At 37.9% G+C, this 16,442-nt stretch carries 15 protein-coding genes and 1 pseudogene; 5 read left to right on the top strand and 11 right to left on the bottom strand.

Annotation, left to right across the window (positions count from 1 at the left end; translation table 11 throughout):
• The 3 genes from nhaC (at position 1) to waaF (ending at position 3,798) form a co-directional block, all read left to right on the top strand.
• A complete protein-coding gene (gene nhaC / locus ACPT8Q_RS08820) occupies positions 1–1,407 on the top strand; it encodes a Na+/H+ antiporter NhaC (protein WP_061671395.1) in 1,407 nt (468 codons plus the stop codon).
• Positions 1,408–1,518: 111 nt separating this feature from the next.
• The gene (locus tag ACPT8Q_RS08825) at positions 1,519–2,682 is read left to right on the top strand and encodes a XylR family transcriptional regulator (RefSeq protein WP_061671394.1); all 1,164 of its coding nucleotides are present in this window, start codon (positions 1,519–1,521) and stop codon (positions 2,680–2,682) included.
• 75 nt (positions 2,683–2,757) lie between these two features.
• On the top strand, positions 2,758–3,798 hold the full coding sequence (waaF, locus tag ACPT8Q_RS08830) for a lipopolysaccharide heptosyltransferase II (protein WP_425622268.1): 1,041 nt from the start codon (positions 2,758–2,760) through the stop codon (positions 3,796–3,798).
• A gap of 108 nt (positions 3,799–3,906) precedes the next feature.
• On the opposite strand, the gene ACPT8Q_RS08835 is transcribed toward waaF, so the two are convergent.
• The 3 genes from ACPT8Q_RS08835 to cysZ form a co-directional block, all read right to left on the bottom strand.
• Complete coding sequence (locus ACPT8Q_RS08835) at positions 3,907–5,130, bottom strand: MFS transporter (RefSeq protein WP_061671392.1); 1,224 nt, start codon at positions 5,128–5,130, stop codon at positions 3,907–3,909.
• A 480-nt stretch (positions 5,131–5,610) separates the two neighbouring features.
• A complete protein-coding gene (gene cysK / locus ACPT8Q_RS08840; RefSeq protein WP_050948578.1) occupies positions 5,611–6,561 on the bottom strand; it encodes a cysteine synthase A in 951 nt (316 codons plus the stop codon).
• A gap of 99 nt (positions 6,562–6,660) precedes the next feature.
• Positions 6,661–7,479 (bottom strand): sulfate transporter CysZ, encoded by an 819-nt coding sequence (cysZ, locus tag ACPT8Q_RS08845; protein WP_050846777.1) that lies wholly within the window; start codon positions 7,477–7,479, stop codon positions 6,661–6,663.
• Positions 7,480–7,632: 153 nt separating this feature from the next.
• Here cysZ and zipA point away from each other — a divergent pair, with 153 nt between their 5' ends.
• Together zipA and ligA are read left to right on the top strand one after the other, a co-directional pair.
• Entirely contained in the window at positions 7,633–8,619 is a 987-nt protein-coding gene (zipA, locus tag ACPT8Q_RS08850; RefSeq protein ID WP_050948579.1) for a cell division protein ZipA, read from the top strand.
• Positions 8,620–8,727: 108 nt separating this feature from the next.
• Positions 8,728–10,740, top strand: coding sequence for an NAD-dependent DNA ligase LigA (ligA, locus tag ACPT8Q_RS08855; RefSeq protein WP_050948580.1), 2,013 nt, complete (start codon positions 8,728–8,730; stop codon positions 10,738–10,740).
• A 3-nt stretch (positions 10,741–10,743) separates the two neighbouring features.
• On the opposite strand, the gene ACPT8Q_RS08860 is transcribed toward ligA, so the two are convergent.
• From ACPT8Q_RS08860 to ccmD, 8 genes and pseudogenes are all read right to left on the bottom strand, one after another.
• Positions 10,744–11,043, bottom strand: coding sequence for a hypothetical protein (locus ACPT8Q_RS08860; protein WP_050948581.1), 300 nt, complete (start codon positions 11,041–11,043; stop codon positions 10,744–10,746).
• Positions 11,044–11,053: 10 nt separating this feature from the next.
• Positions 11,054–11,554, bottom strand: a pseudogene (locus ACPT8Q_RS08865) (hypothetical protein).
• A gap of 121 nt (positions 11,555–11,675) precedes the next feature.
• Positions 11,676–12,593, bottom strand: coding sequence for a c-type cytochrome biogenesis protein CcmI (gene ccmI, locus ACPT8Q_RS08870; protein WP_050848346.1), 918 nt, complete (start codon positions 12,591–12,593; stop codon positions 11,676–11,678).
• Entirely contained in the window at positions 12,594–13,055 is a 462-nt protein-coding gene (locus ACPT8Q_RS08875; RefSeq protein ID WP_050948582.1) for a cytochrome c-type biogenesis protein, read from the bottom strand.
• Entirely contained in the window at positions 13,055–13,600 is a 546-nt protein-coding gene (locus ACPT8Q_RS08880) for a DsbE family thiol:disulfide interchange protein (RefSeq protein ID WP_050948583.1), read from the bottom strand. The genes ACPT8Q_RS08875 and ACPT8Q_RS08880 overlap by 1 nt, the downstream gene beginning before the upstream one ends.
• Positions 13,601–13,742: 142 nt before the next feature.
• The gene (locus ACPT8Q_RS08885; RefSeq protein WP_050948584.1) at positions 13,743–15,689 is read right to left on the bottom strand and encodes a heme lyase CcmF/NrfE family subunit; all 1,947 of its coding nucleotides are present in this window, start codon (positions 15,687–15,689) and stop codon (positions 13,743–13,745) included.
• Positions 15,686–16,207, bottom strand: coding sequence for a cytochrome c maturation protein CcmE (ccmE, locus tag ACPT8Q_RS08890; protein ID WP_044330600.1), 522 nt, complete (start codon positions 16,205–16,207; stop codon positions 15,686–15,688). Before ccmE ends, ACPT8Q_RS08885 begins: the two co-directional genes overlap by 4 nt.
• Positions 16,204–16,407 carry a heme exporter protein CcmD gene (gene ccmD, locus ACPT8Q_RS08895; RefSeq protein ID WP_005693416.1) on the bottom strand — a complete coding sequence of 68 codons (204 nt, stop codon included), beginning with the start codon at positions 16,405–16,407 and terminating at the stop codon, positions 16,204–16,206. Before ccmD ends, ccmE begins: the two co-directional genes overlap by 4 nt.
• Positions 16,408–16,442 lie beyond the last annotated feature (35 nt).

Here is a 16,442-nt window from a genome sequence, read left to right on the forward strand (position 1 = left end):
ATGAAAACCACTCATCGCACAAGAATGCCAACAACATTAGAAGCTTTTTCACCAATCATTGTGATGCTATTACTGTTAGGGCTTGGGTATGCTTTATTTGATTTGCCAGCAGAGCCATTAATGATTATTTCAACGGTATTTGCTGGTTTTTTAGTTATTAAATTAGGTCATTGCTATTTAGATATTTTAGACGCCATTTCAGAAAAAATAGCTAAAACAATGCCTGCACTATTAATTTTAATTACTGTAGGATTATTAATTGGAACTTGGATTAGTGGAGGAACAATTCCTATGATGATCTACTACGGACTAAAAGCGATATCACCAGAATATCTTTATGTGACAGCCTTATTCCTTACTGCTATTGTTTCCATTTGTGCCGGAACCTCTTGGGGGGCAGCAGGGACTGTTGGTGTGGCATTTATGGGAGTTGCGATTGGATTAGACGCCAATTTGGCTGCTACGGCAGGTGCTGTGGTCGCTGGTGCGTATTTTGGAGATAAATTATCGCCATTATCTGATACAACCAATATTGCATCCGCAGCTGCTGGCGTAGATTTATATGAGCATATCGCTCACTTACTTTATACAACATTACCATCCTTTATTCTTTCGGCTACTGTCTATGTGGTATATGGTTTAAACTACGATTTTTCTAATGTAGCGACTCCAGAAAAAGTAAATACAATGATTCATGAGTTAGAGCAAGTTTATCATTTTAACTTTCTATTACTTATTCCAGTCGCTATTGTATTATGGGGATCTATTACTAAGAAACCGACTATTCCAGTAATGTTATTATCAGCATTTATCGCAATTATTAATGCTATCTTAATTCAAAAATTCTCTCTATCTGATGTGATTAATAGCGCAGTTAATGGATTTGATACCTCAATGATTCACCATACTTCAGTTAGCTCTGATTTAAGTCGTTTGTTGAATCGTGGTGGAATGAACTCAATGATGGGAACACTATTAATTTGTTTCTGTGCATTATCATTTGCAGGTGTATTACAATTGAGCGGTGCATTAACCGTGATTATTCAAAAATTACTCACCTTTGTTCATTCAACTCTTTCTTTGATTATTACAACGATTCTTTGCGGTTTAACAATGATTGGGGTTACTTGTAATGGGCAAATTTCTATTCTAATTCCAGAAGAAATGCTTAAAGATGCGTATGTAGAAAAAGGATTACATCCAAAAAATCTAAGTCGAACAGCAGAAGATTCCGCAACAATTATTGAACCTATTTTGCCATGGACTGCCGCAGGTGCATATATGGCAGGCACATTAGGTGTTGCAACATTGTCTTATTTACCTTGGGCAATTTTATGTTGGAGCGGTATTATCTTTGCTATTATTTATGGTGCAAGTGGAATAGGTATTGCGAAGCTAAAAAAATAAATGTGGTATTGGATATAAAAATGGCCAGTTATTCTGGCTATTTTTATCTTGAAGCTAAATATCTTTTCTATTATAACTTAAATAGCAATTTCCCATAGATAAGGATATAAAATGACGGAACAATACTACAAAATTGCCCTCTTATTTAATGCAAACAAAGTATATGATCGGCAGGTGGTGGAGGGTATTGGACAATATATTCAGGCATCGCAATGTATGTGGGATATTTTTGTAGAAGATGAATTTATCTATCATACTGATACCATTAATCAACTTTCTATTGATGGTATTATTGCAGACTTTGATGATCCAAAAACTGTTGAATTATTGCAACACACTCTTATTCCTACTATAGCAGTTGGTGGATCTTATAAACAAGCTGATTTTTATCCGCACTTTCCTTATGTAGCAACAGATAATATGGTATTGGTTGAAATGGCTTTGTCTCATTTACAGGAGAAAGGACTGTCACAGTTTGCATTTTATGGTTTGCAAGTAAATACTCATAAGCATTGGTCTATAGAACGAAGAGATGCTTTTGTAGAGTTGATGGAGAAAAATCATTACCCTATTTACCTATATGAGGGTGTGCAGGTTCATGCTCAAAATTGGTTGGAAGAGCAACAAAAGCTAATTGTCTGGTTAAAATCTCTTCCTTCTCATACTGGTATTATTGCTGTTACGGATGCGCGTGCTCGTCATTTATTGCAGGCTTGTGAGTACAGTAAAATTGCTGTACCTGAAGAGCTTTGTGTGGTTGGTATTGATAATGAAGAATTGATCCAATATTTATCGCGTGTGTCCCTTTCCTCCGTAGAACAAGGCACGAGAGAGATTGGTTATCAAGCTGCGAAATTATTACACAAATTACTCAATGGTCAAAAAGTTTCACATACCCCTATTTTAATTCCACCGATTACCGTTCACTCTCGAAATTCTACAGATTATCGATCATTAACAGATCCGCTTGTCATTCAAGCAATGCATTATATTCGTCATCGTGCCTGTCATCGAATTAAAGTAGAACAAGTTTTAGATCATCTTGAAACCTCACGTTCTAATCTTGAACAACGTTTTAAGAATGAAATGAATAAAACAATTCACCAAGTCATCCACGAAGAAAAAATTTCCCGAGCAAAGAATTTATTACAACAAACAGATATTTCTATTCAAGAAATTGCTGAGATTTGCGGCTATCCATCAATTCAATATTTTTACTCTGTTTTTAAGAAAGAATTTGAAATGACTCCTAAAGAGTTTCGACTAAATTGTTAAAGGAGCATATTTTTATTCAACTCTGTGCCATAATAACAAGTATTTTTGACCGCACTTTTATCTGAAAGACAGAAAATGAATATTCTAATTATTGGCCCATCTTGGGTTGGCGATATGATGATGTCGCACAGTTTGTACCAGCAACTGAAAATTCAATATCCAAACTGCAATATTGATGTGATGGCACCGAATTGGTGTAAGCCTTTGCTTGCGCGTATGCCAGAAGTGCGTAAGGCGATTGAAATGCCATTAGGGCACGGAGCCTTTGAATTGGGAACACGTTATCGTTTAGGAAAATCTTTGCGTGAGCAATATGATATGGCGATTGTTTTGCCTAATTCATTGAAATCTGCGTTTGTTCCTTTCTTCGCAAAAATTGTTCATCGTCGTGGCTGGAAAGGGGAAAGCCGTTATTTCTTGCTTAACGATTTACGCAATAATAAACGTGATTATCCTATGATGGTGCAACGTTATGTCGCGTTAGCTTTTGAGCAAAATGCGGTACCGAAAGCGGCTGATATTCCTGTTCTAAAACCTTATTTAACCGTTGATCCCACTCAACAAGCTGAAACCTTAAAAAACTTTAAAAAACAAACCGCACTTTTAGGCGAACGTCCAATTATTGGTTTTTGTCCTGGTGCAGAATTTGGCCCAGCAAAACGTTGGCCACATTATCATTATGCAAAATTAGCAGAAATGTTAATTACCCAAGGCTATGCAGTGGAGCTATTTGGTTCTGCTAAAGATGAACATGTGGGCGAGGAAATTCGTCAAGCACTGCTAGAAGAATTACGTGAGTTTTGTGTTAATTTAGCAGGAAAAACCAACTTAAATGAAGCGGTGGATTTAATTGCAAATTGTACAGCAGTCATGACAAATGACAGTGGTTTAATGCATATTGCAGCAGCAGTTAATCGCCCATTGATTGCACTTTATGGCCCAACGAGTCCGCAATACACGCCGCCGCTTTCGGATAAGGCAACGATTATTCGTTTAATTGAAGGTGGATTGATTAAAGTCCGTAAAGGCGACAAAGAGGGCGGTTATCATCAAAGTTTGATTGATATTACGCCGGAAATGGCATTAGAAAAACTGAACGAACTGTTAGCAAAATAATGAAAATTTGCTTAATGAAAATAAAACTTATAAAGATATTACTTATAAGATGACTTGTTTCATAAAAAATGCTCGCACTTGGCGAGCATTTTCATCTTTTATATTTTCTTAGTCTAAGGCTTTACCTTTTAATTCAGGGATTAAGAAAATTGTCGCTAACATATCAATTATGTAGATAATCGCAAGTAGGGCGATGGCAGTTTGGAAAGAGTAGGCGAGTACAACAGCGCCCACAACCACAGGCCCAAATCCCCCTACGGCACGACCAATATTGAAAAGTACGTTTTGTGCCGTTGCTCGAGCTTCTGTTGGGTAGGCTTCTGCCATTAATGCACCGTAACCGCCTATCATTCCGTTCACAAACATACCTAAAAATGCCCCAGCAAGAAGCATGATGTCAGGATCGGTAAGTTGTGAGTAAACCACGATACTTATCACTGCGCCTAATTGGAAAAGTAAGAAACTTGGTTTGCGTCCGATGCGGTCGGCAAGTTGTCCGAAAATCCAAATGCCAGCCATCATACCGCAGACGGTAACGGCTGTCCAAAGTCCAGATTTAGTTAAACTGAATCCAAGTTGTTTTGATAAGAAATTAGGTAACCAAATCATAATACCGTAATAACCGAAGTTTTGTACGGAAGTAAGTACGACGATACCAAGGCTAATTTTGCTCGTGTCTTTGTCTTTAATAAGAAGCTGGAATGAACGTAATTTATCAGTAAATCTGGATTGAGTTGAAAGTGCGGTTTGTTTTTGAGTAAAAATTTCAGGTTCGTGTAGATGAGAACGTAAGAACCAAGCGACAAATGCAGGGAAAATACCCACCAAGAACATTCCACGCCAGCCAATATGCGGGAGCAATAATGGTGTAAGTAATGCGGCACCTAATACACCAGCTTGCCAACCTAATGCAACATAAGATGCTGCTTTCGCTCGGTGACGTGCAGGCCATGCTTCTACTGCTAGAGCCATCCCAATTCCAAATTCACCGCCTAAGCCAATGCCAGCAATTGTGCGATAAATCAGTAAATCCCAGTAACCTTGTGCAATCGCACATAAACCAGTAAATACCGCAAAAAGAAGAATGGTCCAAGTAAGTACCCGTACACGACCGTATTTATCGCTTAATGCACCAAATAAAATACCACCAAAAACTGCACCAATAAGCGTCCATGTCACGAGAGAGCCACCTTGGGCAGGTGTCAGATTTAAGTCTGCGGAAATTGCACTAAGCATGAAACCTAAAATGAGAAGATCGAAACCGTCCATTGCATAGCCGACGGCGGAGCCAATTAAGGCTTTCCAGCCATAACTGTTTACTTTGTTTGTCATGATGTGTCCTTTTGTTACTCGCGGGTAACATTTAAAGTGAAAAGAAAGGTGATTAAAAATCGGTGGCTAGTTTACTGCATTAATAAAAAAATTCAATGAACAGAATACGAAAAGAAGAATAAAAAATTAATTTTGAATAAGAAGGAAAGGATAAGGCGATTAAATTAGGATGCTAGTGAGAAAGAACAACAATTTTAACGCTTATGCCTTGATTTTACTGGAGTTTAGTAGTGTTCGCTTATGTTTACTGAGATCAAAGATAGGGTGCAATGTAAATTAATTTGTGATTAATAACAACTAATTACGCAAGTTTAATGCGTATTCCCAAAGAGCATCGGGATCTACATTTAAAGGAATGTGAATAGCGTTTTAACAACAGTGAAACAAAATCTCAAATTTCAATTTTAAAATAATTAGTTAAAGGGAATTTGGTCTAGGTAAAAGTGCGGTGAAAATTCACCGCACTTTGTTCTTTTTTGTTTATCCTTCAATCCCTTCAAAAAGTGCTGTGCTTAAATAGCGTTCAGAAGCTGAAGGCAAAATAACAACAATGAGTTTATCAGCAAATTCTGGTAATTTAGCTAAACGATCTGCAGCCGCGACAGCTGCACCAGATGAAATACCTGCAAGAATGCCTTCTTCCGCCATTAAACGACGAGCTGTGGCAAGTGCGGTATCACTATCAACAGTTTCTACGCGATCAATAATAGATAAATCTAAATTTTTGGGAATGAAACCCGCACCGATACCTTGAATTTTGTGTGGGCCTGGTTTTACTTCTTCACCCGCTAAAGTTTGACTAATGACTGGAGATTCCACTGGCTCAACGGCAACAGAAGTGATTTGTTTACCAAAATCTAATTTAATCGCGCGAGAAATACCCGTAATCGAACCACCTGTTCCTACGCCAGCAACAACAACATCGACTTTGCCATCCGTATCTTTCCAAATTTCAGGCCCTGTTGTTTCTCGATGAATTTGTGGGTTGGCTGGATTTTCAAATTGTTTAAGCATGACATAGCGGCTTGGATCAGAAGCAACAATTTCTTCTGCTTTCGCAATAGCGCCTTTCATTCCTTTTGCGCCTTCGGTAAGCACTAAATTTACACCCAATCCGCACAATAAGCGTTTCCTTTCAAGACTCATTGTTTCTGGCATAGTGAGCGTGATTTTATAACCTCTAGCCGCCGCAACATAAGCCAAAGCGATACCTGTGTTACCACTCGTTGCATCTACAATTTCTTTTCCTTTCGTGAGCGTGCCATCTTTTTCTGCTTGCCACACCATATTCGCCCCAATACGGCATTTCACGCTGTAGCTTGGATTTCGCCCTTCAATTTTAACTACCACATTGCCGTTGTGACCAAAATGTTTTAAACGCACAAGCGGCGTATTTCCGATAGAATAAGAATTGTCTGCATAAACTGTCATAATATTTCCCTTTTGTTGGACTTCGTTAATGTTGGTTTATTTATAGTACCGTATTTTTGATTAAAAAAATAGTTATTTGATCTATTTTATAACCGCAAGCTATTTAACAATCCCTGTATTTTCTGAATGAACATCAAGCCCCGTTTGAGAGGAAAAAGGTCTATTCATATTAAAACGTAAGCCATTACGATAATTTTCTACCCACATTAGCGTCGCTCCACATACTGCAACAGGCATAATTAATAAATTAATCACAGGCACAAACGTACAGCACGTAACCAATCCTCCAAAAGTTAAATTTTGAGTTCGTTGATTGCCAAGCGCATTCTTCATTACATCAAAAGAAACTTTATGATTATCAAAAGGATAATCACAATATTGAATTGCCATCATCCAGCAAGTGAACAAGAAAGTAAGTACAGGCACGATGGTTTGCCCAACCAAAGGGATAAAACTCAGTAAAAACAAGGCGATAATTTTAGGCAGGCTATAACGTAATTTTTGCCACTCTCGAGCAAACATACGAGGCACATCTTTTATTACATCAGCAAGACCATCATCATTAATATTTTCCCCCGTCAGCATTTTTTCTACTTTTTCCGCCAATAAACCATTAAAAGGAGCAGCGATAAAGCCAGAAAGCGTGGTAAAAGTAAAATAAAAGAGCAATAAAATAGTTAAGATCGAGAATGCCAGTAAAATAAAACTGAGAAAACCAAGCCAATCAGGAATAAAATTCATTACCCAATCAATGGCACTGCTGATTTGGCTAATAAAAAGCCAAAATAAACCACAAAGCAAAACGGTATTGAGTAAAATTGGAATAATAACAAACCGACGTAAACCTTTTTGTGTGATGAAATGCCAGCCCATCACAAAATAATGGAAACCCGATTTTAATTCATTAAGATTCAACATTTTTCTTTCCTTTCAATAAAAATATACTTAAAACAGACCGCACTTTTCCTTTAAAATTCCACACCTTGAAGTATTTTTTTCACCTACTGAAATATGGTAGCATTAACACCGTTTATAGCACTCTTGCCGAACTATCGCACGTAAGGAATAAAAATGGATTTAAATACAATTTTGATTATTATGGGTATCGTGGTACTTGTCGCCTTAATCCTGCACGGATTATGGTCAAATCGTCGTGAGAAATCAAAATATTTCGATAAAGCCAATAAATTTGACCGCACTTCTCCAACATCTAAATCCCATACGCAAGAAGAAATGGTACAGCCAAACAATATTTCGCCAAATACCTATGTGGAAAATAGGCATACACCAATTACTCAACCAACCACAGAAAAAGCACCATCAGAAGCTGAATTGATCGATTATCGCCAAAGTGATAAAAGTGTGGATGACATCAAAATTTCTATTCCTAACGCGCAACCTATTTATGATATGGGCAATCATCGTTCAGAGACAACACAACCAACGCAGCCTCAATACGATATGCCGACCTCAAATAATGTCGCAAGTATGACCTTAGAACAACTTGAAGCACAAAGCCAAAATGTTGATTTTAATGGCATTAATTCATCATCGCCAGAATTAAGAGTGCAGCTTGCAGAATTATCTCACGAAGAACGTCAAATAGATTACAACGTCTCGTTTAATGAACCAAAAGCAGAAACGACAGCTCAGCCAAAACAAACAACTGGCTATATTCAACTTTATCTTATTCCAAAATCTAGCGAAGAATTTAATGGTGCTAAATTGGTGCAGGCTCTTGAAAATTTAGGTTTTATCTTGGGTAAAGATGAAATGTATCATCGCCATTTAGATTTAAGTGTGGCAAGTCCTGTGCTTTTTAGTGTGGCAAATTTAGAACAACCAGGCACATTCAATACTTATAACTTAGCAGAATTTAACACCATAGGAATTGTATTCTTTATGCAATTGCCCTCTCCGGGTAATAATCTTGCTAATTTACGTATGATGATCCGAGCTGCCCATACATTAGCCGAAGATTTACAAGGTGTTGTGCTGACTGAAGAACAAGAAGTCTTTGATGCAAATGCAGAGCAAACCTATCTTGCTCGTGTGTAAATTCATACTTTAAATTTACCGCACTTTTATTCATTGAGACAAGCTTTATGCCTGTCTATTTTCACTCTAAACAAGCAAAAAGTGCGGTCATTTTTCTCCGAGAATTTTATGACAGATATTCAAACTAAAATAAACAATCTACGCAAAACCTTGCACCAATATGAATACGAATACCACGTTCTAGATAATCCAACCGTGCCTGATAGCGAATATGATCGTCTCTTTCATCAACTAAAAGCTTTAGAACTAGAACATCCTGAATTTCTTACTTCAGATTCGCCAACTCAACGTGTGGGTGCAAAACCACTTTCTGGGTTTAGCCAAATTCGTCACGAAATTCCAATGCTCTCTTTGGATAATGCTTTTTCAGATGCAGAATTCAATGCTTTTGTAAAACGCATTGAAGATCGTTTAATTGTATTGCCTAAACCACTTACTTTCTGTTGCGAACCTAAACTTGATGGCTTAGCTGTGAGTATTTTATATGTTAATGGTGTACTTACCCAAGCTGCCACTCGTGGCGATGGCACTACAGGAGAAGATATTACGGCAAATATCCGCACCATTCGTAATATTCCGTTACAACTTTTAACAGACAATCCTCCAGCTCGTTTAGAAGTGCGAGGCGAAGTTTTTATGCCACACGCAGGCTTTGAGCGTTTAAATAAATATGCGCTAGAACATAATGAAAAAACCTTTGCTAATCCTCGCAATGCAGCGGCAGGTTCTTTACGCCAACTTGATCCTAATATTACCAGTAAACGTCCACTAGTATTAAATGCTTATAGTATTGGAATTGCTGAGGGTGTTGATCTGCCGACTACGCATTATGCTCGTTTGCAATGGCTAAAATCTATCGGTATTCCAGTAAATCCAGAAATTCGTTTATGTAACGGTGCTGATGAAGTTTTAGATTTTTATCGAGATATTCAAAATAAACGTAGCTCGTTAGGTTATGATATTGACGGAACGGTATTAAAAATCAATGATATAGCCTTACAAAATGAACTAGGATTTATTTCTAAAGCACCTCGCTGGGCGATTGCTTATAAATTCCCCGCCCAAGAAGAATTAACGGTGCTGAATGATGTTGAATTCCAAGTGGGGCGAACTGGCGCAATCACACCAGTTGCCAAATTAGAGCCAGTGTTTGTTGCAGGAGTTACAGTAAGTAATGCCACCTTACACAATGGCGATGAAATTGAACGTTTAAATATCGCTATTGGCGATACTGTTGTTATTCGTCGAGCAGGCGATGTAATTCCACAAATTATTGGCGTATTACACGAACGTCGCCCTGATAATGCTAAACCAATCATTTTCCCAACAAATTGCCCTGTGTGCGATTCTCAAATTATTCGTATTGAAGGCGAAGCGGTAGCACGTTGCACGGGAGGATTATTCTGTGCGGCACAACGTAAAGAGGCGTTAAAACATTTCGTCTCTCGTAAAGCCATGGATATTGATGGTGTAGGCGGAAAATTAATAGAACAATTAGTCGATCGAGAACTGATTCATACACCAGCCGATTTATTTAAACTCGATTTAACCACGCTCACACGCTTAGAAAGAATGGGCGTAAAATCGGCAGAAAACGCACTCAATAGTCTTGAAAAGGCAAAAAGCACGACGCTTGCTCGCTTTATTTTTGCTTTAGGCATACGTGAAGTAGGCGAAGCCACTGCATTGAATCTTGCTAATCATTTCAAAACCTTAGATGCGCTTAAAGACGCAAATCTTGAAGAACTTCAACAAGTGCCTGATGTAGGGGAAGTTGTAGCGAACCGAATTTTTATATTTTGGCGTGAAGCGCATAATGTTGCAGTCGTGGAGGATTTAATCGCACAAGGCGTACATTGGGAAACCGTGGAAGTAAAAGAAGCCAGTGAAAACTTATTTAAAGATAAGACCGTCGTCCTCACAGGCACCCTCACTCAAATGGGTCGCAACGAAGCAAAAGCATTACTACAACAGCTAGGCGCAAAAGTAAGCGGCTCAGTTTCCAACAAAACGGACTTTGTTATCGCAGGCGATGCAGCAGGCTCTAAACTTGCAAAAGCACAGGAACTAAATATTGCAGTATTAACAGAAGAAGAATTTTTAGCACAGATAACAAGATAAATTTTATCTAAAATAGTGATAATTATAATGATACCCAACGCTTGGTGTGACTGGAAGAACAGGCAATACACGTCTTGTTCTCGTTTTAACTTTATTGTCACTTTGGTTTAATTTTAAACTTGTATCAATTTGTTGCGTTATTTTATCCTTTTGAGTTTGCGTAACAGTATTACCACTAATAACTCGAGCATTATATTCTTGTACAGTTTTCATATCGTAAATAGCTTGACTACTTTGCTCTGACTGAGATGAACATCCAACCAAACTTAACATAACAACACTAATAAAAACGGAATTTTTCATTTAATATAACCTATTTACAAATTAAATCATTTAATACGGCGATGCCTTCTGAAATATGATTGATGGCAGTTTCCTTTAATTTTTTCTTTTCTTGTGCCTAAATACGCTTAGACAAATCTTTGTCTGTAATTGAATAAACAGGCACATAACTTAAATTTTGAAGATCTTTTTGGTTATAAATAGTTGCACCAGCCACACTGCCATAGAATTCTCCTCTATTGTCTAGAGAAAGATAATGGTAAGTTGAATTTGTGTAATCTACACCTCTTGTAATCTTAAATCCCTGACAAATTCCAGCTGGAGATTAATAAATACTTTCTGATGAAGTCGTTTCATCTATTTTATAAACTTTAAATTCAATACTTTGAGCTAGTTTTTGAGCATCATTATTTGAAACATCGGAATTAAATGCTTTTTTATCTTCAGAATCAATATAAGTGACTGCACTAGAATCATTTTCTGCAATCGAAAATTGTGAAGTAAATAAACTTCCAATAATGACGCAGAACAAAGAAAAAAAGTGCAATTTTTGTTATTCATTTCTCGTTCCTTTAGTACTTTATTAAATGCTAATCTGTTCGACTACGAATAATTTTTTCGCACTATATCAAAAAGTCTTATAACGTACTAGGTTATTTTTCAGGAGTGATACTTTTTGATTTTTCTTCGTTTTGAGCCTCTAAAGCATCACGTGCGGTACGAATACTTTTTTCAATTAATGGAACACGCTCATCATCTTTCGGCATTAAGCGCAACATCATTGCCCAAGTCACTGCCGCCATTTTATAATCTTCCGTTTCAAAATAACGGAATGCGAGCAGACTTAACGCTTCAATATTAGTGTGATCTTGACGAATTACCTCACGCAATAAATTGCCACCTTTAAGTTTATCAGTCGCGTCTTCAGAGAACATCAATATACGAGCATAGCCTAATTTATATTGCACATTATCTGGTTCAAGTTTATTAGCCTTTTGATAGCTATCAAATGCCAAACGTGCATCACCTAAATTCATCCCAATTTGACCGAGCATCCACCATTTTTTGGCATCAGTTGGATTTTTCTGCAAATCGATTCGAAGTGCGGTAGAAAATTGCTGCATTTCTGCATCAGAAAATGGATTTTTATCTTCATCTTTCATTCGATCATAGAAATAGGGCAATTTCGCATAAGTCTGCTCTAACATTGATTCGGCTTGCCAAGATCCCACCATAAAATAAGAAGAGCCTGCGATAATTCCTAACGCTAATACACCAGAGGCAAACCAAATTTTTCCATAAGATTTGTCAGAATAATCCACATTCTCTTGAACCTTGCTCGGCACATCATCAAGCAAAGTTTTCTGTAATTCTTGTTTGAGTTGCTCAACATTTTCAACTAAACCTTGGGAATTATCTTGTTCAATTTCTTCCAAGCGTGAGAAATATAATGCCTTATTTAAATCATCACGTTTTTGCCCATATTTCGCTTTGAATTGACACAATAAAGGATAAAAACAAATTAACGCCACAACTAAAGTGGTTAATATAAAAATTAATGCAAAATTCATCTATTTATCCTTGTTTAATAATTCTGCCAAACGCGCATTATCTTCATCAGTTAAAACATCTTGGGATTTTACCGCACTTTGAGCTTTTGGTTTACGTCTTAATAAAAATACCACGCCTAACAACACAAGCAATAATGGGGCAATCCATAGCACTAATGTACTCGCTGTCATAGGAGGATCATAGGTTACAAAATTGCCGTAACGTACCACCATATAATCCACTACATCATTTTTCGATTTGCCTTCTTGTAAAAGCTCAAATACTTTGCCACGCATATCCACAGCGATAGTCGCATTGGAATCCGCAATATTGTTATTTTGACATTGAGGACAACGCAAAGATTGTGTTAATTGATGGTAATCACTCTCTTGTTGTGGAGAACTAAAATTTAATGCGTCAATCGCTGAAAACGCCACTGTGCTAAACAAAAGAGCGGTCAAAAATAGCCATGTTTTTTTCATTATTGTTGCTCCGAGAGTTTGTCATAAATTGGTTTTAAAGTCTGAGTCCAAACTTTTTCGTTTACATCACCGGCATAACGATAATGAATCACGCCTTTTCCATCTATAATAAAAGTTTCAGGCGCACCATATACTCCTAAATCCAAACCGAAAGAACCTTTTTCATCTTTTAAAACAACTTGATAAGGATTGCCAAGATCTTTTAACCACTTCATTGCTTTAGGTGATTCATCTTTATAATCTAAACCGATAATTCGCACACCCTCTTTAGCAAGTTTGTTTAAATATTGATGTTCGGCATAACAAGTCGGGCACCAAGTCGCCCACACATTAAGCAAAACTGGCTTACCTTGTTGAAACAATTCATTCGTGTAAGCTTTATTTTCAAAAAGCTCCGTTAAATTTTTTGCTGGCACAGGCTTTCCAACCAAAGCTGACTCTAATGCTTTAATATCTTCGCCTTGTGCATTACGTTTTAATTGCACTAAAAAAGCAATTGTTATTGATAAAAAGAGAATAAGAGGAACGAGTAATTTTTTTTTCATTTTTTACCGCACTTTAAAATTGGTGCCTAGGGTAAGTATACCCTAGGCTAGTAAAAGTGTAGCCTCTTTGAGGCTAGTTGAAATTCCCCAAAGGGGAACCATTTCAATTAGCCATGGGTATACCTACCCATGGCAGTATAAATTATTTCTTCAACAACGCATTAAACCGATAGCGTCGATCGAACATACACAACAATCCACCTAACGCCATAAATAAGCCGCCAATCCAAATCCAGCGAATAAATGGCTTGTAATATAAGCGTAACGCCCAAGAATTGTCCTCAAGTTTTTCGCCAAGAGCCACATAAAGGTCACGAGTTAAACCACCAGCAATAGCGGCTTCTGTCATAGACATCCGACTTACTGTATAAAAACGTTTTTCTGCGAATAAACTTGCCTCTGGTTGCCCATTTTTCGAAATATCAATTTGAGCTTTTCCCCCAATATAGTTTGGACCATTCACATCCGTCACACCGGCAAATTTAAAATCGTAACGACCAATTTGTGCGCTCTCGCCAACTTTCATTCTCACATCACGTTCTACGCTAAAGTTTTGGCTAAACGCGATCCCCCAAACAGTCATTGCTACGCCTAAGTGAGCTAACATCATTCCCCAATGAGAACGAGATAGTTTGCGTACGCCAACAAAGAATGATTCACGATGCGTCGCACGTTGTTGCAATTCATAAAGCGCAAGTAACGCAATAATCACTGTCATCATTGAACCAAGCACTGAACTCACGGTAATTTTATCTTGCAAGAAATAAGGTAACGCAAAACCTGCAATCAGCATAACAAATACGCTGATAACAACAGGCGTGCGAATTGCAGAAAATTGGTCTCTACGCCATTTCACTAAAGGTCCAATACCAAGCAATAATGCAAATGGTGTCATAATAATTAAGAACATTTGATCAAAGAACGGTGCACCAATAGAAATAGAGCCTAAACCAAGTTGTTTGTGAACGAGTGGTAACAACGTTCCTAAGAATACAACGCAAAGTGCAGTCATTAATAAGATATTATTTAATAACAACATACTTTCACGTGAATAGCGTTCTGCATTATCACGAGAACGAATTTGACTGCCTTTATACGCATAGAGCGCAAGCGAACCGCCAATTACCACAACGAGGTAAGCCAAAATATACAAACCACGAGTTGGATCCGATGCAAATGCGTGAACTGAAACTAAGATACCAGAACGAACTAAGAATGTGCCGAGCAGACAAAGTGAAAAGGCTAAAATCGCAAGTAATACCGTCCAAGCTTTAAAAGAACCACGTTTTTCTGTCACAGAAAGGGAGTGAATCAATGCGGTACCAGCAAGCCAAGGCATAAATGATGAATTTTCCACAGGATCCCAGAACCACCAGCCGCCCCAGCCAAGCTCATAATAAGCCCACCAAGAACCGAGTACGATACCTAAAGTTAAAAACACCCAAGCAGCAAGCGTCCAAGGACGTGACCAACGCGCCCAAGCTGAATCTAATTTTCCTGTCATTAAGGATGCAATCGCAAACGCAAATGCCACAGAAAAACCAACATAGCCCATATAAAGTAATGGAGGGTGGAAAATCAAGCCTACATCTTGCAACATTGGGTTAAGTTCTTTTCCGTCCACTGGGAAATTAGGGAAGGTACGCGTAAAAGGATTTGAAGTGAACAAGACGAACAACACAAAACCGACGCTAATAATCCCCATAATACCCAGCACGCGAGCAACCGCTTCTTGAGGTAAATGTTTACTCAATAAAGCAACGGCAGATGACCAAACGGCAAGTAGCCAAATCCACAATAATAAAGATCCTTCATGAGAACCCCATACCGCAGATAAACGATAATAAATGGGTAAAGTAGTATTAGAATTATTTACAATATATTGCACGCTAAAATCATTGACTGCGAATAAATAAAATAACGCAACAAAAGCAATGCTTAAACTTGCAAATAAACCATAAGTCATTGGGCGAGCTAGTGCCATTAACTGTGCATTGCCCTTTTCAGCCCCCCACAAAGGGAAAATCGCCAACATAAGCGATACAGCTAAACTTAAAGCAAGCGCGTAATTTCCTAATTCAGCAATCATTTTGCGCCTTCTTTTTCTTGACGATCACGCGCACTTTCGCCTTTTAAGTCCGCTGCCTCAATTCCCATTGGTTTATGTACTTTTTGCATTTTTTCGCCTAATTCTGGCGGCACATAATTTTCATCGTGTTTAGCTAATACTTCTGTCGCGCTTAAAACAGTTGGCTGAGTTAATACACCTTGAGCCACAATACCTTGCCCTTCACGGAAAAGATCTGGCAAAATGCCTTCATATTCAACCGTGATCGCAGGGCCAATATCATTTAAATCAAACCGCACTTTCAAGCTTTTTGGATCACGCTCTACAGAGCCTTCAACCACCATACCGCCAACACGAATACGCTGCCCCACTTCAGGTTTTTGATTCAGATTATTATCCTTACCTTGAATCACTTCAGATGGCGTATAAAACAAGTCGATATTTTGGCGTAGTGCATATAACATTAACCCACTAGCAATAGCGATGCCTAATACAACAAAAATGACTAATTTAAATCTGGATTTACGTCTTGGATTCATAGTGTATTCCCCTTATTTGCTTGTTGTAAACGTTCTTCGCGTTGTTTCTCACGCAAGACATTTTGTAATACTGTCTTGCGTTGCTTGACACTTTGAACAATTAAGGCAATAACTGCCACTAAACTTACTGCATAGGATAACCATACGTAAAAACCGTAGCCACCCATATTAAAAAAATCACTCCAAGTTTGGAAAAACATAAAATATTCCTTATTTCTCACCCTAGGGTAGGTAT

This window comes from Haemophilus sp. HN_Hi10, from assembly GCF_049821985.1.
Classification (GTDB): Bacteria; Pseudomonadota; Gammaproteobacteria; order Enterobacterales; family Pasteurellaceae; genus Haemophilus; species Haemophilus influenzae_D.

What these genes read in the sequence shown, in the direction of transcription:
- nhaC (WP_061671395.1), top strand. Translation starts at nt 1, where the DNA reads ATGAAAACCACTCATCGCACAAGAATGCCAACAACATTAGAAGCTTTT.
- ACPT8Q_RS08825 (WP_061671394.1), top strand. Translation starts at nt 1,519, where the DNA reads ATGACGGAACAATACTACAAAATTGCCCTCTTATTTAATGCAAACAAA.
- waaF (WP_425622268.1), top strand. Translation starts at nt 2,758, where the DNA reads ATGAATATTCTAATTATTGGCCCATCTTGGGTTGGCGATATGATGATG.
- ACPT8Q_RS08835 (WP_061671392.1), bottom strand. Translation starts at nt 5,130, where the DNA reads ATGACAAACAAAGTAAACAGTTATGGCTGGAAAGCCTTAATTGGCTCC.
- cysK (WP_050948578.1), bottom strand. Translation starts at nt 6,561, where the DNA reads ATGACAGTTTATGCAGACAATTCTTATTCTATCGGAAATACGCCGCTT.
- cysZ (WP_050846777.1), bottom strand. Translation starts at nt 7,479, where the DNA reads ATGTTGAATCTTAATGAATTAAAATCGGGTTTCCATTATTTTGTGATG.
- zipA (WP_050948579.1), top strand. Translation starts at nt 7,633, where the DNA reads ATGGATTTAAATACAATTTTGATTATTATGGGTATCGTGGTACTTGTC.
- ligA (WP_050948580.1), top strand. Translation starts at nt 8,728, where the DNA reads ATGACAGATATTCAAACTAAAATAAACAATCTACGCAAAACCTTGCAC.
- ACPT8Q_RS08860 (WP_050948581.1), bottom strand. Translation starts at nt 11,043, where the DNA reads ATGAAAAATTCCGTTTTTATTAGTGTTGTTATGTTAAGTTTGGTTGGA.
- ccmI (WP_050848346.1), bottom strand. Translation starts at nt 12,593, where the DNA reads ATGAATTTTGCATTAATTTTTATATTAACCACTTTAGTTGTGGCGTTA.
- ACPT8Q_RS08875 (WP_050948582.1), bottom strand. Translation starts at nt 13,055, where the DNA reads ATGAAAAAAACATGGCTATTTTTGACCGCTCTTTTGTTTAGCACAGTG.
- ACPT8Q_RS08880 (WP_050948583.1), bottom strand. Translation starts at nt 13,600, where the DNA reads ATGAAAAAAAAATTACTCGTTCCTCTTATTCTCTTTTTATCAATAACA.
- ACPT8Q_RS08885 (WP_050948584.1), bottom strand. Translation starts at nt 15,689, where the DNA reads ATGATTGCTGAATTAGGAAATTACGCGCTTGCTTTAAGTTTAGCTGTA.
- ccmE (WP_044330600.1), bottom strand. Translation starts at nt 16,207, where the DNA reads ATGAATCCAAGACGTAAATCCAGATTTAAATTAGTCATTTTTGTTGTA.
- ccmD (WP_005693416.1), bottom strand. Translation starts at nt 16,407, where the DNA reads ATGTTTTTCCAAACTTGGAGTGATTTTTTTAATATGGGTGGCTACGGT.